11 protein-coding genes are annotated in these 18,936 nt (G+C 74.2%); 5 read left to right on the top strand and 6 right to left on the bottom strand.

Features of this window, described 5'->3' with window-relative positions; all coding sequences use genetic code 11:
* Positions 1-93: 93 nt before the first annotated feature.
* The 6 genes from pabB to FHX78_RS00780 all read right to left on the bottom strand — a co-directional run bounded on the left by pabB (position 94) and on the right by FHX78_RS00780 (position 7,594).
* On the bottom strand, positions 94-2,298 hold the full coding sequence (gene pabB / locus FHX78_RS00805) for an aminodeoxychorismate synthase component I (RefSeq protein WP_145865523.1): 2,205 nt from the start codon (positions 2,296-2,298) through the stop codon (positions 94-96).
* Between the two features lie 160 nt (positions 2,299-2,458).
* Positions 2,459-3,229 carry a thioesterase II family protein gene (locus FHX78_RS00800; RefSeq protein WP_145865522.1) on the bottom strand — a complete coding sequence of 257 codons (771 nt, stop codon included), beginning with the start codon at positions 3,227-3,229 and terminating at the stop codon, positions 2,459-2,461.
* A 291-nt stretch (positions 3,230-3,520) separates the two neighbouring features.
* Positions 3,521-3,715 carry a ferredoxin gene (locus FHX78_RS00795; protein WP_145865521.1) on the bottom strand — a complete coding sequence of 65 codons (195 nt, stop codon included), beginning with the start codon at positions 3,713-3,715 and terminating at the stop codon, positions 3,521-3,523.
* 113 nt (positions 3,716-3,828) lie between these two features.
* Positions 3,829-5,010: a cytochrome P450 gene (locus FHX78_RS00790; protein WP_145865520.1), complete on the bottom strand. Its 1,182-nt coding sequence runs from the start codon at positions 5,008-5,010 to the stop codon at positions 3,829-3,831.
* 70 nt (positions 5,011-5,080) lie between these two features.
* Positions 5,081-6,139 (bottom strand): DegT/DnrJ/EryC1/StrS family aminotransferase, encoded by a 1,059-nt coding sequence (locus FHX78_RS00785; RefSeq protein WP_145865519.1) that lies wholly within the window; start codon positions 6,137-6,139, stop codon positions 5,081-5,083.
* 78 nt (positions 6,140-6,217) lie between these two features.
* Positions 6,218-7,594 carry a glycosyltransferase gene (locus tag FHX78_RS00780; protein WP_145865518.1) on the bottom strand — a complete coding sequence of 459 codons (1,377 nt, stop codon included), beginning with the start codon at positions 7,592-7,594 and terminating at the stop codon, positions 6,218-6,220.
* Between the two features lie 337 nt (positions 7,595-7,931).
* Here FHX78_RS00780 and FHX78_RS00775 point away from each other — a divergent pair, with 337 nt between their 5' ends.
* The 5 genes from FHX78_RS00775 to FHX78_RS00755 all read left to right on the top strand — a co-directional run bounded on the left by FHX78_RS00775 (position 7,932) and on the right by FHX78_RS00755 (position 18,826).
* Entirely contained in the window at positions 7,932-11,015 is a 3,084-nt protein-coding gene (locus FHX78_RS00775) for a helix-turn-helix transcriptional regulator (protein WP_145865517.1), read from the top strand.
* A 5-nt stretch (positions 11,016-11,020) separates the two neighbouring features.
* The gene (locus FHX78_RS00770; RefSeq protein WP_229924080.1) at positions 11,021-13,882 is read left to right on the top strand and encodes an AAA family ATPase; all 2,862 of its coding nucleotides are present in this window, start codon (positions 11,021-11,023) and stop codon (positions 13,880-13,882) included.
* Between the two features lie 4 nt (positions 13,883-13,886).
* Positions 13,887-16,694, top strand: a complete 2,808-nt coding sequence (locus FHX78_RS00765) for an ATP-binding protein (protein ID WP_145865516.1) — start codon at positions 13,887-13,889, stop codon at positions 16,692-16,694.
* A 511-nt stretch (positions 16,695-17,205) separates the two neighbouring features.
* Positions 17,206-17,874, top strand: a complete 669-nt coding sequence (locus FHX78_RS00760; RefSeq protein WP_145865515.1) for a PAS domain-containing protein — start codon at positions 17,206-17,208, stop codon at positions 17,872-17,874.
* A 178-nt stretch (positions 17,875-18,052) separates the two neighbouring features.
* Positions 18,053-18,826 carry an aminotransferase class IV gene (locus FHX78_RS00755; protein ID WP_145871537.1) on the top strand — a complete coding sequence of 258 codons (774 nt, stop codon included), beginning with the start codon at positions 18,053-18,055 and terminating at the stop codon, positions 18,824-18,826.
* The last annotated feature ends 110 nt before the right edge of the window (positions 18,827-18,936 follow it).

Genomic DNA, 18,936 nt, shown 5'->3' with positions numbered 1-18,936 from the left:
TTACGGGGGCGCGGCACGGGGGACGGGCCCCGCCCCGCCCACGGGCCCCGCCCCGCCGCGGGCCCTTGCTGCATCCACGGGCCAGCGCCCCGCCTACGGGCCCGTCGGCGTCACGTCGGACACGGCCCCGGCGGCCAGTTCCTCGCGCCCCGGGAAGACGGCGCCGAGCAGCCGCAGCAGCGGCGCGGCCTTGACCGCCGTCTCCTCGAACTCCGCCGCCGGGTCGGACAGCGCGATGATGGCGCCGCCGACGCCGTAGCGCAGCCGGTTCCCGCTGAGCACCACCGTGCGGATGACGATGCTCAGATCCACCGCGCCGGTCAGCGAGAAGTAGCCGATGGCGCCCGAGTACACACCGCGAGGGCCACCCTCCAGCCGGTCGATGATCTGCATGGTGCGGATCTTCGGGGCGCCGGTCATCGAGCCGCCGGGGAACGCGGCGCGCACGGCGGCGACCGGACCGAGGCCGGGGCGCAGCCGTGCCCGCACCGTGCTCACCAGCTGGTGCACCGTCGCGTACGACTCCACCTGGAACACCGGGTCGGCGACGACCGAGCCGACCTGCGCGCACCGGCCGAGGTCGTGCCGGACCAGGTCGACGATCATCAGGTTCTCGGCGCGGTCCTTCTCGTTGGCCGCCAGGTCCCGGGCGAGCCGCTCGTCCTCCCGCGGATCGGCGCCGCGCGGCCGGGTGCCCTTGATGGGCTTGGACTCCATCACGCCGTGCCGGTCGATGCGCAGGAACCGCTCGGGCGAGGTGCTCAGCACGGCCATCGGCCCGAAGTGCAGGAACGCCGCGAACGGCGCCCGGCTCACCCGGCGCAGACAGCGGTACGCCTGCCAGGGGTCGAGATCGGTGTCCGCCTCGGCCATGTTGGTCAGGCACACCTCGTACGTCTCGCCGGCCGCGATCTCCTGCTGGCAGACGTCGATCAGCTTGAGGTAGGCGTCACGGTCGTGGCGCAGCACGACCGGGCCGGTACCGCCGGCCGCGGGCGCCTCGTAGGGCTCGGGTTCCAGGCCCGCGAGGGTCTCCAGGGCGCCGGCGGCCGACGCCAGCCAGGACCGGGCCGGCTCCTCGTCACCGTCCTCGGCCAGCGCCAGCAGATACGTCGTGTCGGTGCGGTGGTCGAGCACCAGGGCGCGGTCGGCGAAGACCAGGACGGCGTCCGGGTCGGGGGAGCGGTGCGCCGCGTCGCCGTCGCACTCGGCCTTCAGCTCGTAGCCCAGGCAGCCGACCCAGCCCAGCGCGAAGTCGAAGGGGAGGTCCGGGACTTCGGTGGTCAGCCCGGCGAGGTCACGCTCCAGCCAGGACAGGAAGGGCGACTGCTCGACGCGCGTGGTGCCGCCCTCGGTGACGGTCACGGTGCCGGCCTCCACATCCGCCGAGGCGACGCGGGCCAGCGGGCCGGACGCGTCCCCCATCACGGACAGCTGCCCCAGTCGTCCGCCCGGGCGGCTGCTGTCCAGCCAGAACGGGTGGTCCCCGGTGCGGAACAGCCAATCGAAGGCGACCTCCGCGTCCCACCGGGTGCGCAGCCGCTCGGCGACCACCCGCAGCCGGCGCGGTGCTCCGCCCCCCGCCGCACCGGCGGCCGCGGCGTGGTCCGGTGCCACGGTTGCGTGGTCCGGTGCCGCGGTCGCGGCGGTGCCGGTCTCCGGGGAGCGCCGCTGCGCGGGGACGACCGCCGGGCCGGCCGGCCGGGGCCCGCCGGGGCGGCCGTGCTCCTCGGTGAGCCGGCGGAAGTTCTCCAGCAGCCGGTGCCCCTCCCGGGTGCCGATGGACTCCGGATGGAACTGCACGCCCCACAGCGGGAGCGTCCGGTGGCGCAGGCCCATCAGCACCCCGTCCGCCGACCACGCCGTGGCCTCCAGTTCCGGCGGCAGGTCCGTCACGGCCAGGGAGTGGTAGCGCACCACCTCCAGCGGTTGCGGCAGCCCCTCGAACAGTCCGGTGCCGTCGTGCCGCACCGCGGAGACCCTGCCGTGCCGCGGTTCGGGGGCCCGGCCCACCGACGCCCCGTGGGCCAGCGCCATGCCCTGGTGGCCCAGGCACACCCCGAGCACGGGCAGCCGGCCCTCCTCGGCGATGCCCGCGCACAGCCCGAAGTCGGCGGGCCGGTGCGGTGTGCCGGGGCCGGGGGAGAGGACCACGTTGTCGAAGGAGTCGAGGAGGCCCGGCCGCCACGCCGGGTCGTCGTTGCGGATCACCTCCGGTTCGCGCCCGTTGACCCGGGACAGGTAGTGGAACAGGTTGTAGGTGAACGAGTCGTAGTTGTCGACGAGCAGTGTGCGCATGAGCGTTTCCTTGTCCAGGAGGCGCGTGAGCGGAAAGTGACGGGGAACGTGACGGACGCGGGTGGCGGTCCGGCCGTGTGCGGGCTCTCCGGTGGTGGGTCGACCACGACTCCTGCGCCTGCCCGGGCGGCGCCGTCCGGCGGCACCGCCCGGGCGGACGTCAGGACGCCGGGGCGGACCGTGCCGGGGCGAGGGCGTCGGCGATCTCGCCGTTGACCGCCGTCAGGTGCTGGGTGAGGAAGAAGTGGCCGCCGGTGAACACCCGCAGGCGGAACGGGCCCTCGGTGTGGTCCTGCCAGCGCTCGGCCTCCTCGACCGTGGTGAGCGGGTCGCCGTCGCCGGTGAGCACGGTGATCCCGCAGCGCACCCTCCGGTCCGGCGGGCAGGAGTACGTCTCGATGGCGCGGTAGTCGCCGCGCAGCGCCGGCAGGGCCATGCGCAGGATCTCCTCGTCGCCGAGGACCCCCGCCGCGGTGCCGTTCAGCCGCTTCATCTCGGCGACGATGCCGTCGTCGTCCCGCAGGTGCACCTCCTCGGCCCGCGTGGTCGAGGGGCCGCGCCGGCCGGAGGCGATGACGGTGAGCGGCCCGGCGCCCTTCTGCTCCAAGCGCCACGCCGTCTCGAACGCCAGCGCCGCGCCCATGCTGTGCCCGAAGAACACGCTGGGGCGGTCGTCCAGCGCCAGCAACTGCTCGGTGACCAGGTCGGCGAGCCGGCCGAGGTCCTCCACGCAGGGTTCCTTGCGCCGGTCCTGGCGGCCGGGGTACTGCAGCGACAGCACCTCGGCGGCCGGGGCGAACCGAGCCGAGACCGGGTGGTAGAAGCTGGCCGCACCGCCCGCGTGGGGGAAGCAGACCAGCCGTACCGCGTCGGCGTCGGCCGGGTGGTAGCGCCGCAGCCACAGGGCCCCGGTGTCGTCAGCGGTGGTCACGGTATGAGTCCCTTCGGTGATGCTGCGGCCGGCGGTGCTCCGCCGGCCGGGCGGGTCCGTGGCGGTCCGGGACGGGCGCACCTCCCGCGCCGGACCGCCACGGGCCCCTGCGTCCCGGCGGGGTGTCCGGCCCCTCTGGAACCCGGACGCCGCGCCGCGGAGTCCGCGGCCGGGTCGGCGCCGTGGCCCCGTCCCGCCGCGGAAGTCGTTCCGTCCACCGTCCCGTGCGTCCCGCCCGGCGGTCCCGGGCGGGCGGCCGCCGTGGACGGGCCGGTGCTCATGGACGGTCGGTCAGTCCTCGTGGACGGTGACCGAGCCCGACGGGCACAGGTCGCCCGCGGCCCGGACGCCCTCCGCGTCCGCCTCCCGCGGCTCCCGTACCAGCAGGACGACGATCCCGTCCTCGTCCTGGTCGAAGACCTCCGGCGCGTTCAGCGCGCACTGGCCCGCTCCGACGCACCGCTCGCTGTCGACGGTGACGCGCATGTTCGTTGCTCCTTGAGGGATGGTGACGGGAACCTGGGTGTCCGGGCGGGGCCCGGACCGGTGGGGTGCCGGGTGCCGCCGGGACCGTCCGGCGGCACCCGGGTGCCGGTGGCCTACCAGCGCACCGGCAGCTCGTGGAGTCCGAACAGGATCCCGTCGTACTTGAAGGCCAGTTCGTCCAGGGGGACGGCCAGCTCCAGCGTCGGGATGCGCTCGAACAGCTTGCGGTAGGCGATCTCCATCTCGACCCGCACCAGGTTCTGGCCGAGGCACTGGTGGACGCCGTAGCCGAACGCCACGTGGCGGCGCTCGGAACGCTCCGGGTCGAAGGCGTGCGGGCAGCCGAACACCTCGGTGTCGTGGTTGGCGGCGGCCAGCAGCGGCACGATGCCCTCGCCCTTGCGGATGAGCTGACCGGCGATCTCCACGTCGTCCACCGCGACCCGCAGCGCCACCATGTCGGCCACCGAGTGCAGCCGCAGCAGTTCCTCCACCAGCCGCTCGTTGCCGATCCACTGCCGGTTGCCGAGCAGGGTCACCACACCGAGGCCGATGTTGTTGGCGGTGGTCTCGTGGCCCGCGATCAACAGGAGCAGCAGCACCCCCGACAGCTCGACACTGGTGAGCTGCCCCGTGGCCAGCAGCCGGCTGATCAGGTCGTCGCCGGGCCACTTCTCCTTGATGGCGATCAGCCGGTTGATGTAGCGCAGCAACTCCCTTGTGGCAGTGGCCCGTTCCTCGTCGGTGGAGGTGCGGATGGCGACCAGGGTGCGGGTGCGCGACTCGAAGAAGTCACGGTCCGCCGGCGGCACGCCCAGCAGCGAGGAGATCACCAGGGACGGCACCGGCAGCGCGAACTCGCTGATGAGGTCGGCGTGGTCGCCCGCGGCAAGCATCGCGTCGATGCGCTCGTCCACGGTGCGCTCGATCGCCGGCCGCAGCTCCCGGACGCGCCGCACGGTGAACTCCGGGATGAGCACCTTGCGGAACCGGTCGTGCTCGGGCGAGTCCAGGCCGACGAACCAGCCCGGGATCTGGTCCTGCTTGGGCACGCCCATCGTCTCGCCGACGTTGGGGAAGCCCTCGTTGTCCGGGTTGGCGCTGATCTTGGGGTGGGTGAGCACCGCGCGTACGTCCTCGTGCCGGGTCACCAGCCAGATCGGTACCCCGTTCGGCAGGTGGGACAGCACCAGACCGTTCTGCTCGCGGTGGCTCGCGTACTGGGACAGGGGCAGCGGTTCCTCCGGCGTGCGCCGGGGGAAACCGACCACCGTGGGGTCGGTGCTGGTCGTCATGTCCGTTCCTTCTTCCTCTTCCTGAGGTGTCCAGGGGTGCCGCGCGAAGCCGCGGTCGGGCCCCGGCGGTTCAGCCCGCGGAGTAGAACTCGCGGACGGCGCCGGTGATGTACTCCTGGTCGGCGGCGGTCAGTCCGGTGTGGGTGGGCAGGTACAGGCCGTCCTCGCTGAAGCGGTGCGCGTTCAGGGACGGCCACACCGGGTCGAGGTAACCGGGCTGCCTGCTCATCGGCTTGAAGAACAGCCGCGTCTCGACGCCCCGTTCGGCCAGGTGGGCGCGGAGTTCCTCGCGGCGCTCCGCACGGATGTCGTACATCCACAGCACGTCCCGCGGCGGCATGAGCGTCACACCGGGGACGTCCCCCAGTGCCGCGTCGTAGCGGGCCTCGATCTCACGGCGGGCGGCCAGGATCTCGTCCAGCCGCTCCACCTGCGCCAGCGCCACGGCGGCCTGCATGGCCGTCATGCGGAAGTTGTAGGCCAGCTTCTTGTGCAGGAAACTGTGGTCACGGGTGAACGCCATGGCCCGCAGATGCGCGAGCTGCTCGGCCAGCCGCGGGTCGTCGGTGAGGCAGACGCCGCCCTCGCCCGCCGTGATGATCTTGTTGGCGAAGAGCGAGAAGCACGCGATGTCCCCGACCGGCCGCACCCCGTGCGCCTCCGCCGAGTCCTCGACCACCCGCAGGTTGTACTGGTGCGCGAGGTCCATCACCGCGTCCATGTCGCAGCGGCGCCCGTAGACGTGCACCGGCATCAGCGCCCTGGTGCGGGGAGTGATCTTCTCCTCGATCAGGGAGACGTCGATGTTCAGGTCGTCGCCGCAGTCCACGAAGACGGGCGTCGCCCCGGTGTACGTGACCGCCCACGCGGACGCCACCATGGTGAACTCCGGCACGATCACCTCGTCGCCCGGTCCGATGCCCAGCGCGCGCAGCGCCAGGGTCAGCGCGGCCGTGCCGGAGGAACAGGCGACGCCGTGCGCCACACCGTTCCACTCGGCGAACGCCTCCTCGAAGCGCCGCACATAGGGGCCCTGCGAGGAGATCCAGCCGCCGCTGACGGCGTCGGTGACGTACTCCAGTTCACGCCCGCCCAGAGTGGGCCGGGAAACGGGTTGGGTGAAAGACATGCGTCCTCGCTGCGATGGTGCGTGCGATAACCGGAAGGGAAGGGCGGTCACTCGGGAGCAGGGGCCGGCGGCCGGGCGTCAGGGCCGCGGCAGCAGGCCCAGGATCAGGTCGGCCGCCGCCTTGCGCCCGCCTGCCGCCCGCTGCAGCGCGCCGAGGCGCTCCGCCCGCTCGCGGAAGGAGGGGTCCTCGACGACCCGGGTGAGCTTGTCGACGACGTCGTCCGGGTCGACGGTCCCCGGCCGGTCCAGCGTCAGGCTGAAGCCGAGGTCACGGCCGCGCACCGCCTGGTCGAAGCAGTCCACCCACAGGGGCCGCACCACCTGCGGCTTACCGAAGTAGACGCCCTCGTGGTAGGCGTTGCCGCCGCCGTGCGAGAAGAACACCGACACCTTCGGGTGGGCCAGCACGTCCAGCTGGGACGGTACCCAGCTCTCCACCCGCAGGTTGTCCGGCAGCGAGGCGGCCGGCGGCAGCAGGTGCTGCTGCTCCTTCGGCAGCTTCCACAGGAACTGGTGCCGGTCCGACATCCGGCGGGCCACCTCCACCAGCGCCGCGACCTCCTCACGGGTCAGCCGGGTGATGGTTCCGAAGCCCATGTAGACCACCGACGACTGCCGGTCCAGCCAGCCGCCGAGGTCCTCGTCGTCCGGGCACTCGGGCAGTGGCGGCAGCAGCGCGCCCACCAGCCGCAGCTTCTCCGGCACGTCGAAGGGGTAGTCCAGCTCCGGGATCGAGGAGCACAGCACCATCTCGGCCGCGTCCACCCGGGTCAGGGCGTTCGGCGGGGCGATGCCCAGCTCCTTGCGGATCGCGGCGTCCTCCTTGAGCACCTTGCCCATCGACGGATGCAGGAACATGAAAAGTGTCCGCCACTTGAACAGTGTGTTGGCGAGCCGTTGCCGGGGCGTCATCTCCAGCGGCAGGCCGGAGTTGGGGACGGGGAAGTTCTTCGGGGTGTACGACGCGCCGAACGGGTTGTGCGACGTCAGCACGTTGCTCGGGACGAAGGGCACCGACAGCACGTAGGGGATCCCGTGCGTGAGCGCCAGGTCGACGCCGAAGCCGCTCACGCAGTCGATCACCATCAGCGCCGGCCGCACCTCCTCGACCACCTTCTCCAGCGCGCGGTACTTGCGCGCCTGGAGCGCCGGCCGGTACGACTGCCGGACCACCGCGCGGTGCGCCTTGAACCGGGACGACTGGGTGACCTCCCGGTACACGGCGTCGTCCCAGGTGACCGCCGACAGCTCGGACACCACCTCGCCCAGCGAGGCGAACGACACCGGGGAGTCGGCGGACAGCGCCTCGACGTCCTCGCGCCGGTGCTCGTCGGTGGCGAACCACAGGTCGGGCACACCACGCCGGGCCAGTTCGCCGGCCAGCACCAGCAGCGGATTGAGCAGCCCGCTCTCGGGGAGACCGACGAAGAGGATCGGCCGTGCGGCGGATTCCATGGGGGCCCTTTCACCTTCACCGAATGACTGCCGAAGCCGCCGCCGCCCGCGCGGGCACGGCCCGGCGGGCAGGACGGAGTGGTCCGTGTGCGGCCCGTCGGCCGGGGCCCGAACTGGGCGGCGCCGACCGCACCACACCTTGATCTCATGGCCGGAACCGGGAAATCCTTAGACTTCGCCCGCGGACGGGGACCGGGCGGAAGAGCGCCGGTGCGGCCGCGTCCAGGAAATTGATGTTGCCTGTACGGTGGGCGCACCGTGCGTTCCCGTATACAGCGACGCCGGAGGATGCCACCGACATTCCGTCCGGCCCCAGTACGACCGCAAGGGAGATCACGTGACCAACCGGGAACGGGTCGCAGGCCCGTCCCTTCCCCTGGTCGGCCGTTCGGCCCACCTCGGGACGCTTGCCGCCCGGGCCTCAGCGGCCCGGGGCGGGCAGCACCAGATGATCGTCCTCGACGGGCCGGCGGGGGTCGGCAAGACCTCGCTGCTCCGGGCCGCACTCGACCACGGCGGCCCCTTCGACGGCATGACCGTGCTGTACGGAACCTGCCGCGCGGTCGACTCGGGCATCGGCTACAGCGGTGTGCGCGGTCTGTTCGGCCAGCTCAACCTCACCTCGCGCAGGGGACGTTCCGCCGCCCTGCTGCGCGGCAGCGCCCGCCACGCCCTGCCCGCGCTCACCCCCGATCCGGCCGACGTGGACAGCACCCCCGGCGCCACCTACCCGGTCCTGAACGGTCTGTACTGGCTCGCCGCCAACCTCATGGCGGAACGCCCCCTGGTGCTGGCCCTCGACGACGCCCACCGGTGCGACGAACGCTCCCTGCGCTGGCTGGACTTCCTCCTGCGCCGAGCCGACGGCATGCCCCTGCTCGTCGTCCTCGCCCAGCGCACCGACTCCGGCGCCGCCGGGCCCGCCCTGAGCGACCTGGTGGCCCACCACCGGCCCCACACCCTGCCGCTGGCCGCACTGCCGGCCGAGGACGTCGGGGAACTCGCCCGCCGTGCCTTCCCCGGCCACGCGCCGCGGCCTTCCTTCGTCGCCGCCCTCACCGACGTGACCGGCGGCAACCCCCTGGAACTGCACCGGCTCCTGCACCGGCTGCGCCTCGCCGGCGTCGACCCCGACGACCACGGCGCCCGGCGGGTCACCGAACTCGGCGGACGGGTCGTCGCCTCCACCGTGCACGAGATGCTGGACGGCCGGCCCGAGCAGGTCCGTGACATGGCCCGCGCCCTCGCCGTGCTCGGTCCGGAGCGGACCGAACACCTCGCCGCCCTCGCCGGGGTGTCCGTCGTCCAGGCCGAGGAGGCCGTCGACATCCTGCGGCGGGCAGCCCTCGTCCAGCCCGACCGCAACGAGCTGGTGCACGACATGGTGCGCGCGGCGGTCCTGTCCACGGTCGCCCCCGCGGCCCTCACCGCGCTGCGCACCCGGGCCGCCCAGCTGCTCAGCGACGTCGGACGGTCCCCCGAGCAGATCGCCGGCCAGCTGCTGCTCCTGCCCCGGGCGAACCAGCCGTGGATGACCGCCGTACTCCTGGACGCCGCCGCGCAGGCGGAGCAGCGGGGCGCCCCCGAGGCCGCCGTCCGCTACCTGGAACGCGTCGTGCGGGCCCGGCCGAACGCGCCGGAGGTCCGGATGCGGCTCGCCGCGGTCCTCTCCGAGACCGATCCCGCCCGCTCCCTGACCCTGCTCGGCGAGGCCATGGACCTCGCCGGTGACGTGCGCACCCGGGCCACGGTCGCGGTCCGCTTCGGACTGACCTGCCTGCGCGTCCAGCGGTCGCCCGAGGGCGCCCGCGTGCTCACCGAGGCGCTGGACGCCCTCACCGACGAGCTCGGCACCGACCCCGAACCCGCCGACCGCGAACTCCTCACCCTGGTCGAATCGGCCCTGCTGACCGTCGGCGCCGACGAGAAGGCCACCCTGCCCGCGGTGCGCGAGCGAGCCGCCCGGCTCACCACGCCGCCGGGGGACACGCCCGCCCAGCGCCAGCAACTCGCCATGCTCACCGTGCTCACCGCCATGGACGGCCGCTCCGCCGCCGAGTCGGTCCGGCAGGCCCGGCGCGCCCTGCGCTCACCGGACGTACCGCTCGGCACGTGGTCCCTGCTGCCCGCCTCCCTCGCGCTCTCCCTCGCCGACGAGAGCGGTGAGGCGCTCGACGCCCTGGACACCGTGCTGCGCGACAGCCGCCGTACCGCGGCCGTGTGGACCTGCGTCCTCGCGCTGGCCACCCGCGCCTCCGTCCACTTCGACCAGGGCGGCATCCCCCAGGCGATGGCGGACGCCCAGACGGCCGTCGACCTCTGCGAGGGGGAGGAGTGGGGAGCGGGCGCCGTCATGCCGCAGACCACCCTGGCGCTCGCCCTGACCGAACGCGGCGAGCCGGGACGCGCCGAAGCGGTGCTCGACACCGTCAAGAGGCCGCGGATCGAGGAGTTCGCCTGGGAGTACCACTCGTACCTCATGGCCAGGGCGCGGGCCCGCCGCGCGCTCGGCGACACCGAGGGCGCTCTCGACATCCTGCGCGCCTGCGGCGACTCCCTCGCCGGGGCCGGACTGGCCAACCCGGTCCTCGCCCCCTGGTGGCTGGACGCGGCCTGCCTCCTGGCGGAGTCCGGCCGCTTCGACGAGGCCCGGCGGGCGGCGGCCCACGGCACCGTGCTGGCCGAACGCTGGGGCACCGCCCGCGCGTTGGGCTACGCCGCCCTCGCCCGCGGTGCCGCCACGCCCGGCCCGGCCGGAACCGCCCTGCTCGAGGAGGCGGTGGCCCGGCTGGCGGCCTCGCCGGCCAGAGCCGACCACGCCCGCGCGCTGCTGCTGCTGGGCCGGGCGCTGCTGGCCGGCGGCGCGGCGCGCGAGGCCCGCGAACACCTGCGTGACGCGGTGGCCGTCGCCCTGCGCTGCGGCTGCTCGGCGCTCGCCCGGCAGGCCCGGGAGGAACTGGTCGCGGCGGGCGGACGCATGCGGGAAATCACCGTGTCACCGGTGGACATGCTCACCGGCACGGAACGCACGGTGGCCGCCCTCGTCGCCTCGGGGGTGAGCAACCGGGAGGCCGCGGAGACGCTGTTCGTCACCGTGCGCACGGTCGAACTCCACCTCACGAGCGTCTACCGCAAGCTCGGTGTCACCCGCCGGGCCGACCTGGCGGGCGTCCTGCGCGGCGACGCCGCCCCGCCCGGCCCCGCCGCCCCGCCCCGCCCTGGCGCCTCGTCCGGACCCGGCCCCTCGTCCGCTACGGCCGGACTGCCGGGCATCGGTTCCTCCGGTACGACGACTCCACCCGGCCAGGAGGCCCCTCCGGGGCCCGGCTCGCCACCCGGCCCCGCCGCCCCGCCCGGATACGGTTCACCGCCCGGGCCCGGTTCACCGGGCCGGCCCGCCGGATCCGAACCGGCCGGGTGAGCGCCATGGGGGAACATGGCGACCTGGACGACACCGCACGGCTTGACCACCGGCGGTCCGACCACCGCCCCGGCGACAGTGTCCTGTCGCCCGGCGGGCTCCTGCTCCTGGAACGCGACCGAGAGCAGGCACTGCTGTCCACTGTTATCGCGGAACTGGGCGCGGGCCGCCCGGCCGTGGTCACGGTCACGGGCGAGCCCGGCGCGGGACAGAACGAACTGCTGCGATGGGCGGTCCGGCACGCCGCCGACCGGGGTGTCCGCGTCCTCACCGCCCGCGCCACACCCGCGGAACAGGATCTGCGCTTCGGCGTGGTCGGACAGCTCCTCGCCGCCCACCAGGCGTTCGCCTCCCAACTGCCTCCTCTCTTCCTCGACCAGGACGGGCCCGGCCGGTTCCCCGGGCTGTCCCGCCTGCTCACCGTGGCCCGCGAACGGCCCACCCTGCTGGTGGTGGAGGACGTCCACCGGCTCGACCCCGACTCGCGGCGCTGGCTGGAGGCCCTGGTGCGCCGGCTGCCGCACGCGCCGCTGGCACTGCTCACCGGCAGCAGCAGCGCCACCGACACCCGCCCCGACTGGTGCACCGGCAGCCCCCTCACCGGTTCGGTCACCACCGTGCGGATGGCGCTGCCCGGCCTCACCCGGACCGGCACGGGCACCGCCGTACGCGCCGTCTGCTCCACCGTCGGCGACCGCTCCTTCATCGACGCCCTCACCACCGCCACCGGGGGCAACCCCACCGTCGTACGCGACACCCTGCGCCGCTTCACCGAGGCGGGACACACCCCCGACGCCGATCACGTGCACCACGTCCGCGTCATCGCGGCCGAGGTGACCGGCGAGCACGCCGCCGCGGCGCTCGGCGCGCTGCGCGACCCCGCCGTCCTCGACGTCCTGCGGGCCCTCGCGGTCTGCGGCGACCTCCTCGACTTCCCGCTGGTGGTCGCCCTCGCCGGATCGGGGGCCGTTCCGGAGGACCGGCTCCGCGCCGCCCTCCTGGACAGCGGCCTCGTCACCGTGTCCGAGGGCCGGCTGCGGGTGACCGGCCCCGTCGTACGGGACCGGATCGTCGAGGAGATGCCCGCCGCCGAGCGCTCCGCCCTCCACGCGCGCGCCGCCGAACTGGCCCACCGAGCCGCCGCCGACGACCAGGGCATCGGCGAACTGCTGCTGCGGGCCCGCCCCGGCGGTGCCGTGTGGGCGGTGGACACCCTGTGCCGTGCCGCCGCCGCGGCGCTGCGCGGCGGCCACCGCGACCGTGCCGCCGCCTACCTCGTGCGTGCCCTGGACGAACCGCCGGCCCCGGAGACCCGGGCCCGCGTCCTGCTCCGGCTGGCGCACACGGAAATGGCGATCGCGCCGGTCGCCGCCGGCCGCCGTCTGCACGGCCTCATCCGGGAGCCGGGGGAGGCGGCCGCCGCCCACCGGTCCCGCGCCGCAGACCTGTATCTCCTCGGCGGCGACACGGACACCGCCTGGCAGGTCCTCACCGACGGCCTCGCCGCCGACCCGGACGGCAGCCGGCCGGCACCGTCCGACTCCGCCGCCGTCCGGGAGGCCGAGGCCCGGCGCGAGGAACTGACCGCCCTGCTGCGGGTGGCGCAGCCGCTGCGCCGCACCCCGGCCGAGATCGCCGCCCCGCCCGCGCCCGAACCGTCCGACGCGTCGCACACCCCCGCCATGAGCGGTGTGCGCGCGTGGGAGACGGCCGTGCGGGGCACCGGCCGCGAGGAGGCCCGCCGACTGGCCCGCGCCGCCCTGGAACCCGGCTCCGCCGGACGGCCCCCGCTCACCGTGCCCCGGCTGCTGGCCTGCCGCACGCTGCTGCTCACCGGGGACGTGGACGAGGCCGAGACCCACCTGTGCGCCCTGTTCACCGAGGCCCACCGCGAACGCCGCCCCGTGGCCGCCGCGCGGGTGCTCGCCCTCCGCGCCCGACTGTGGTTGCGGCAGGGCCGCCCCGACCTGGCCGCCCGCGACGTGGCCGCCGCGGATCTGGAACTCCCCCCGGACAGCAGGCATCCCCTGTCCTACCCGTACTGGACGGCGCTCGGCATCGCCACCGACCTCGCCAACGGCCGGGTGGAGCGGGCCCGTGCCGCCGCCGAGCGTCCCGTGCCGCAGCGGGCCGACGAATACGTGGGCGGCGCCCATCTGCTGTACGTCCGCGGTCTGCTGGCGGAGACCGACGACGATCCGCGCCGCGCCGCCGCCCTCTTCCGGGCCGCCGGACGCTGGCTCCTGCAGTACGGCTGCGTCAACCCGGCCCTGCTGCCCTGGCGTTCCCGGGTCGCCGAGGCCGCCCACGCCCTCGGCGACACCGACCGGGCGCTGCGGCTGGCGCACGAGGAGCTGCGACTCGCCGAACGCTGGGGGGCACCCGGCGCGATCGGTACGGCCCAGCTCTGCCTCGCCACGATGAGGGGGGAGGACCGCGTCGAGCGGCTCCGGTCGGCCGTCGACCACCTCGGCAGGACCTCCGACCGGGCCGCCTACACCCGCGCGGTCGTCGCACTGGCCTCCGCCGAGAACACCGAGCGGTCCGAGCACGCCGTCGCCGCCGTCGCGCCGGCCGCAGGCGCCGCCGGCCCGCACGCGGTCGGCGCACGGCAGCCGTCCGCACCGGTGTCCCCGGCCGCGGGGTTCCCCGCGGACGCGCCGCCGCACCTCTGGCCGTCCCTCTCACCGGGGGAACGGGCAGCCGCCGTGCTCGCCGCCCGGGGGCTCGCCAACCGGGAGATAGCCACCACGCTGTCGGTCACCACCCGCACCGTGGAACTGCGGCTGAGCAGTGTCTACCGGAAGTTGCGTATCCGAGGACGCCACGAACTGCGCGTTCTGGCCCGAGGCACGGAGGACGACTGACCGCATGCTGCTGGAACGCACCACCGAAACGTCCCTGGTCGAGGCGGCACTGGCCGCCGCCGACCGGGGAGCATCGTCCCTGATACTGGTCACCGGACCGCTCGGCATCGGCCGGTCCGCCCTGCTGCGGTCGCTGCCCGCGCTCGCCGACGGTCACGACGACGTCCGGGTGCTGCGCGCCAACGCGGCCCCCATGGAGCAGGACTTCGCCTTCGGCGTCGTACGGCAGCTCTTCGAGGGCCTGCTGTCCGTCTCGCCCGAGCACGTCCGCGCCGGCTGGATGGACGCCCACGCGTCGTTCGCCCGGCACGTCTTCGCCGACGACACCGGCTCACCCGGGGCCGACCAGGCCGTCGCGGCCACCGAGGCGGTGCTGCACGGCCTGCTGTCCCTCCTCGCCAACGTCAGTGCCGACGACAGGCTCCTCGTCCTCGTCGACGACCTCCAGTGGTCCGACGTGCCCTCCCTGCGCTGGCTCACCTACCTGGCGAAACGGCTGCACGGACTGCGCGCGGTGGTCGTGTGCGCCCTGCGGGACGGGGATCCGCGCACCCACCACACCCTGGTGCGGGAGGTGAGGGAGGCCGCGACCCAGTCCCTGCGGCCCGCCTCCCTCAGCCTCGACGCCACCCGTCTGCTGGTGGCAGAACGGTTCGGCGAGCCCGGCGACGACGTCTTCGTCCGCGCCTGTCACGAGACCTCCGTCGGCAACCCCCTGTTCCTGATGTCGATCCTGCTCGGCATGGAACGCGACGGTCTGCGGCCCCTCGCCGAACACGCCGACTGGGCACGGTCGTTGCGTCCCTCTCTGCTGCGGGAGCGGCTCGCCGCGATCCTGCGCACCCAGGCACAGCCGGTCCGTGACCTCGCGGCCGCCATCGCGGTCCTCGGTGAACACGCCGACCCGGACAACGCCGCCGGCTTGGCCCGCCTCGACCCCGTCGGCTACGCGGCCGCGCTGCGTACCCTCGTCGCCCTCGGGCTCGTCACCTCGGACCGCCGGCCGCGCTTCGTCCACCGCGTCGTGCGGGACGCCGCCGAGTCGACCCTGACCATGGTCCAGCGCGAACAGCTCCACGACGACGCGGCCGCCCTGTTGTACCGCGCGGGCCGTCCCGCCGAGCAGGTCGCCGCCCAGCTCATGGCCGCCGTCACCCGCCATCAGCCCTGGGTCGTGGACGTCCTGCGGTCCGCCGCCGACACCGCCCTGCGCCGCGGGGCCCCCGACGCGGCGGCCCGCTACCTGCGCCGTGCCCTGCTCGACAGCGCCGCCCAGGGGATCGACCGCGCCCGGCTGCTCGTCGAACTCGGCAGCGCCGAACGCTCCTTCGACCTGCTCGCCTGCGAACGCCACATCGCGCAGGCCACGGCCCTGCTGCCGGAGCCCCGGGACCGCGCCGCGGCGGTGCTGCGCATCGCGCCCACCCCGCTCGGGCCCGCCTCGTCCGGCGTCGTCGACCTGCTGCACCAGGCCGCGGACGACCTGGGGCCCGCCGCGGCGCTCACCGGGACCGAACGCGACCTCGCGCTGCGCCTGGAAGCCCGGCTGCGCCACTGCGCCTACGAGGACCCGCACCAACTCGTCGACGCCGCCGACCGGTTGAGGAGACTGGGTCCCGAACCGCCGCTGGAGACCGGGGGCGAGCGGGAACTGACCATCGCCCTGCTCGTCGCCGCCACCTTCGGCGGCAGCCTGCCGGCCGCGGAGGTGGTGCGCCATGCCGAACGGGTCCTCGACCGCGAACCCGCGACCTCCGCCCGCGTCCAGTCCACCCTTCCCCTGGTGGTCATCACCATGGTCGCCGCCGACTCCGTGGAGGCCCTCGACTCCTGGCTCGCCGTCGAGTACCGGGCCAGGGAACGGCACGCCACGCCCGCCGACGCGCTGGTGCACATCGAGCGGGCCCTGATCCACATCGGCCGCGGCCGGCTCGCCCAGGCCCTCGAACAGTCCGAGACCGCCCTCGGCATGACCGAATCCGACCGGCACAGCCTCGGCACCCTCGCCACCCTCGCCCACGCCATGGTGGCGCTGGAGACCAGGGACCCCCTGCCGGCCCGGCGGGTGCTCCGGCGCGCCGAGCAGATCCGCCCCCAGGGCCTGACGGTCACCGCGATGCTGCGTCTGCTGCAGGCCGCCGGGGACCTGGCCGCCGGCGACCTCACCGGAGCCCTGGACTCCCTGCGCTCCTGCGGCCGTCGTCTCGAGGCCGCGGGCTGGCACAACCCGGTGCTGTTCCCCTGGCGCCTCTGGGCCATCGGGGTGCACCGGCGCCTCGGTGACCTGCGCGCGGCGCGTGCCCTCGCGGAGGAGGAGCACGCCCGGGCCGAACAGTGGGGCGCCCCGGTGGGCCTCGGCCGGTCGCTGCGGCTGCTCGGCCGTCTGGAGGAGGGCGGCAGGGGAACGGCCCTGCTGCGTCAAGCGGTCGCCGTGCTGCGCGGCTCCGCCAACCAGCTGGAACTCGCCCGTGCCCTGCTCGCGCTCGCCGAACGGCTGGGCGGGGGAGTCGAGTCGGAGGCACTGGCCCGCGAGGCCGCCACCCTCGCCACCGCGTGCGGCGCCCCGTGGCTGGCGGAACGCGCCGCCGTGGGCGGGGGGCAGTCCCTGTCCGCCGTCCCCGTGCCGGACGCCGTTCTCACCCGGACCGAACGCCGCGTGGCCGCCTTCGCCTGCAAAGGGCTGACGAACCAGGAGATCGCGGAGACCCTCGGGGTCAGCTCCCGGGCCGTGGAGAAGCACCTCACCCATTCGTACCGGAAACTCGGGATCGCCGGGCGACGAGAACTCATCGCCCTCATTTCCGGCGCCTGAAATTCATCCGGTCCGGGGCGAATGAGTCGCCCCTGAACGCCCGGGAACGGTTGGAGCAATTCAACGACCGCGCCCGGGTGTTTCCGTGTGCGGGGCCTTCGATGTGGCAGGAGGGCCGGTCGTGCGACGCCCCGCCCGTTCGGGACGGGCGAGGGCGCCGCACCGGACCGGACGGGACGACCCCGCGTAGCCGGTCCCTTCCCCCGCGTGCTCCCACCGGCCGTTCGGCCCGGTGGGGGAGGTGTGCCTGCCCTGGGGGCGGCACGATCACACCGAACCCCCGCACACCGAACCCCTTCGGTACGGGACCGTACCTACCGAAGGGGCCACCACAGTATTGGCGGGGCTGCCCCGGTTTTCGTTGACCGGCCGATACCCGTCTCCGTAATCTCCGAGCCATTCCACTCCCAGCACGGCGATTCAGCGGATCGAGCGCGACCACGCCACCACTGAATGACCACCGTGTTCCTGGTTCGCCTTGTCGCACAACGCAGAAGGGCTGAGTTCCTTGATGGTTTCCCCCCACGACCTCGTCTTGGACCGTTCGCATGTCGTTGACGCACACCGTGGTCCGCTCGACATCGAAGGCGCCCACACCTCCGTGGCCTGTCTGGACCCCGGTCTGACGATCCAGCAGGTCAACCAGGAGTTCGACCGCCGGTTCGGCAGCCCCGTGGCGGACCTCTGCGGCCGGCCCTTCTGCGACCTGGTGCACCCCAGCGTCCAGCAGCCCCTGATGCAGCAGTTCGCCCGCCTGCTGGAGGGCAAGCGGCACCGGTTCACCACCGAGGTCATCACCGTCGGCCAGGACACCGCCCACACCCTTCCGCTCACCGCGGTGGCGGTGCGCGGCAGCCACATCCCCGACGTCGCGGCGATCCTCGTGATGCTGCCCCCGGCGGACGGCGAAAGCGCGGACTCCGGAGTCGTGATGCCCCGCAAGAAGCTGCTCAGCGAGGTCGACGCCCGCATCCTCGAAGGCATAGCCGCCGGTGTCTCCACCGTGCCGCTGGCCTCGCGCCTCTACCTGAGCCGGCAGGGCGTGGAGTACCACGTCTCCGGCCTGCTCCGTAAGCTCAAGGTGCCGAACCGGGCCGCGCTGGTGTCCCGGGCCTACTCCATGGGCGTCCTCAAGGTCGGCACCTGGCCGCCCAAGGTCGTCGAGGACTACATCAAGTGAGCGTGGTTCGGGCCCGCCGGCCCGCGCCCCGCCGGGGCGGCGGCCGGTGCACGACATCCTCCCCGTACCTGGCACGGTGGGTCCCATGACCGAACCCGACGGCACGGTGGGGCCCGCGAGCGGACCCGACGGCGGCACGGTGGAACCCACGACCGAACAGACCGGCACGGTGGGCACTTTGACCGAACTGAACGGATCGCCCGCCGGGCCGGAGGCGCTGCGGGCCCTGGCCCTGACCAACTACGGCCACTTCACCACCCTGACGGCCGAGGACGGCGCGGTCCGCGGACTGGACCTGCACCTCGCGCGTCTGGTCCGCGACTGCCGTGTGCTCTTCGACGCGCCGCTCGACCTCGGACGGGTCCGCGCCTGGGCCCGGCGGGCGGTGCCGACGACCGGCCGGTGCACCGTGCGGATCACCGTCTTCGACCCGTCGCTGCACCTCGGCACCATCGGCGCGGACGCGGACCCGCGGGTCCTGGTGACGTCCAGGCCCGCGCCCGCCGCCGTGCCGGAACCCCTGCGGGTGCGCTCCGCCGTGTACCTCAGGGACCTGCCCGAGGTGAAGGGCGTCGGTCTGTTCGGTGTCCTGCGGCTGCGGCGCTGGGCCCGCAGGTCGGGCTTCGACGACGTCCTGTTCACGGACGGGGACGCGACGGTGCTGGAGGGCGGCACCTGGAACGTCGGCGTCGTCCGTGACGGCCGGGTCGTCTGGCCCGCGGGCCCGGCGCTCGCGGGCACCGCCAGGGAACTCCTGCGCCGCGCCGGAGCCGGCACGGACGCCCGTGTCACCCTGCCGCAACTCGCCGCGTGCGAGGCGGTGTTCGCCACCAACGCCGCCGTCGGCGTGGTGCCCGTCACCCAGGTGGACGACCTTCGGTTCCCCGCCGATCACCCGGTGGTGACCGGACTCGCCGAACGCTACGCCTCGCTTCCGGCCGAACGTCTGTAGCTCACGCCCGTCCTGCCCGGGGACGGGCGTGGCGGACGGTGACCCGCCCTGTACGGACGGCGCACGTCCACTCCATCCCGTTGACAGGTGTACGTCAAACGGGGAACTCT

The sequence above is a fragment of the Streptomyces capillispiralis genome, assembly GCF_007829875.1.
GTDB classification, from domain to species: domain Bacteria; phylum Actinomycetota; class Actinomycetes; order Streptomycetales; family Streptomycetaceae; genus Streptomyces; species Streptomyces capillispiralis.
Note: the sequence above shows the minus strand (reverse complement) of the source record. Positions and strands in the feature narration are given on the sequence as shown.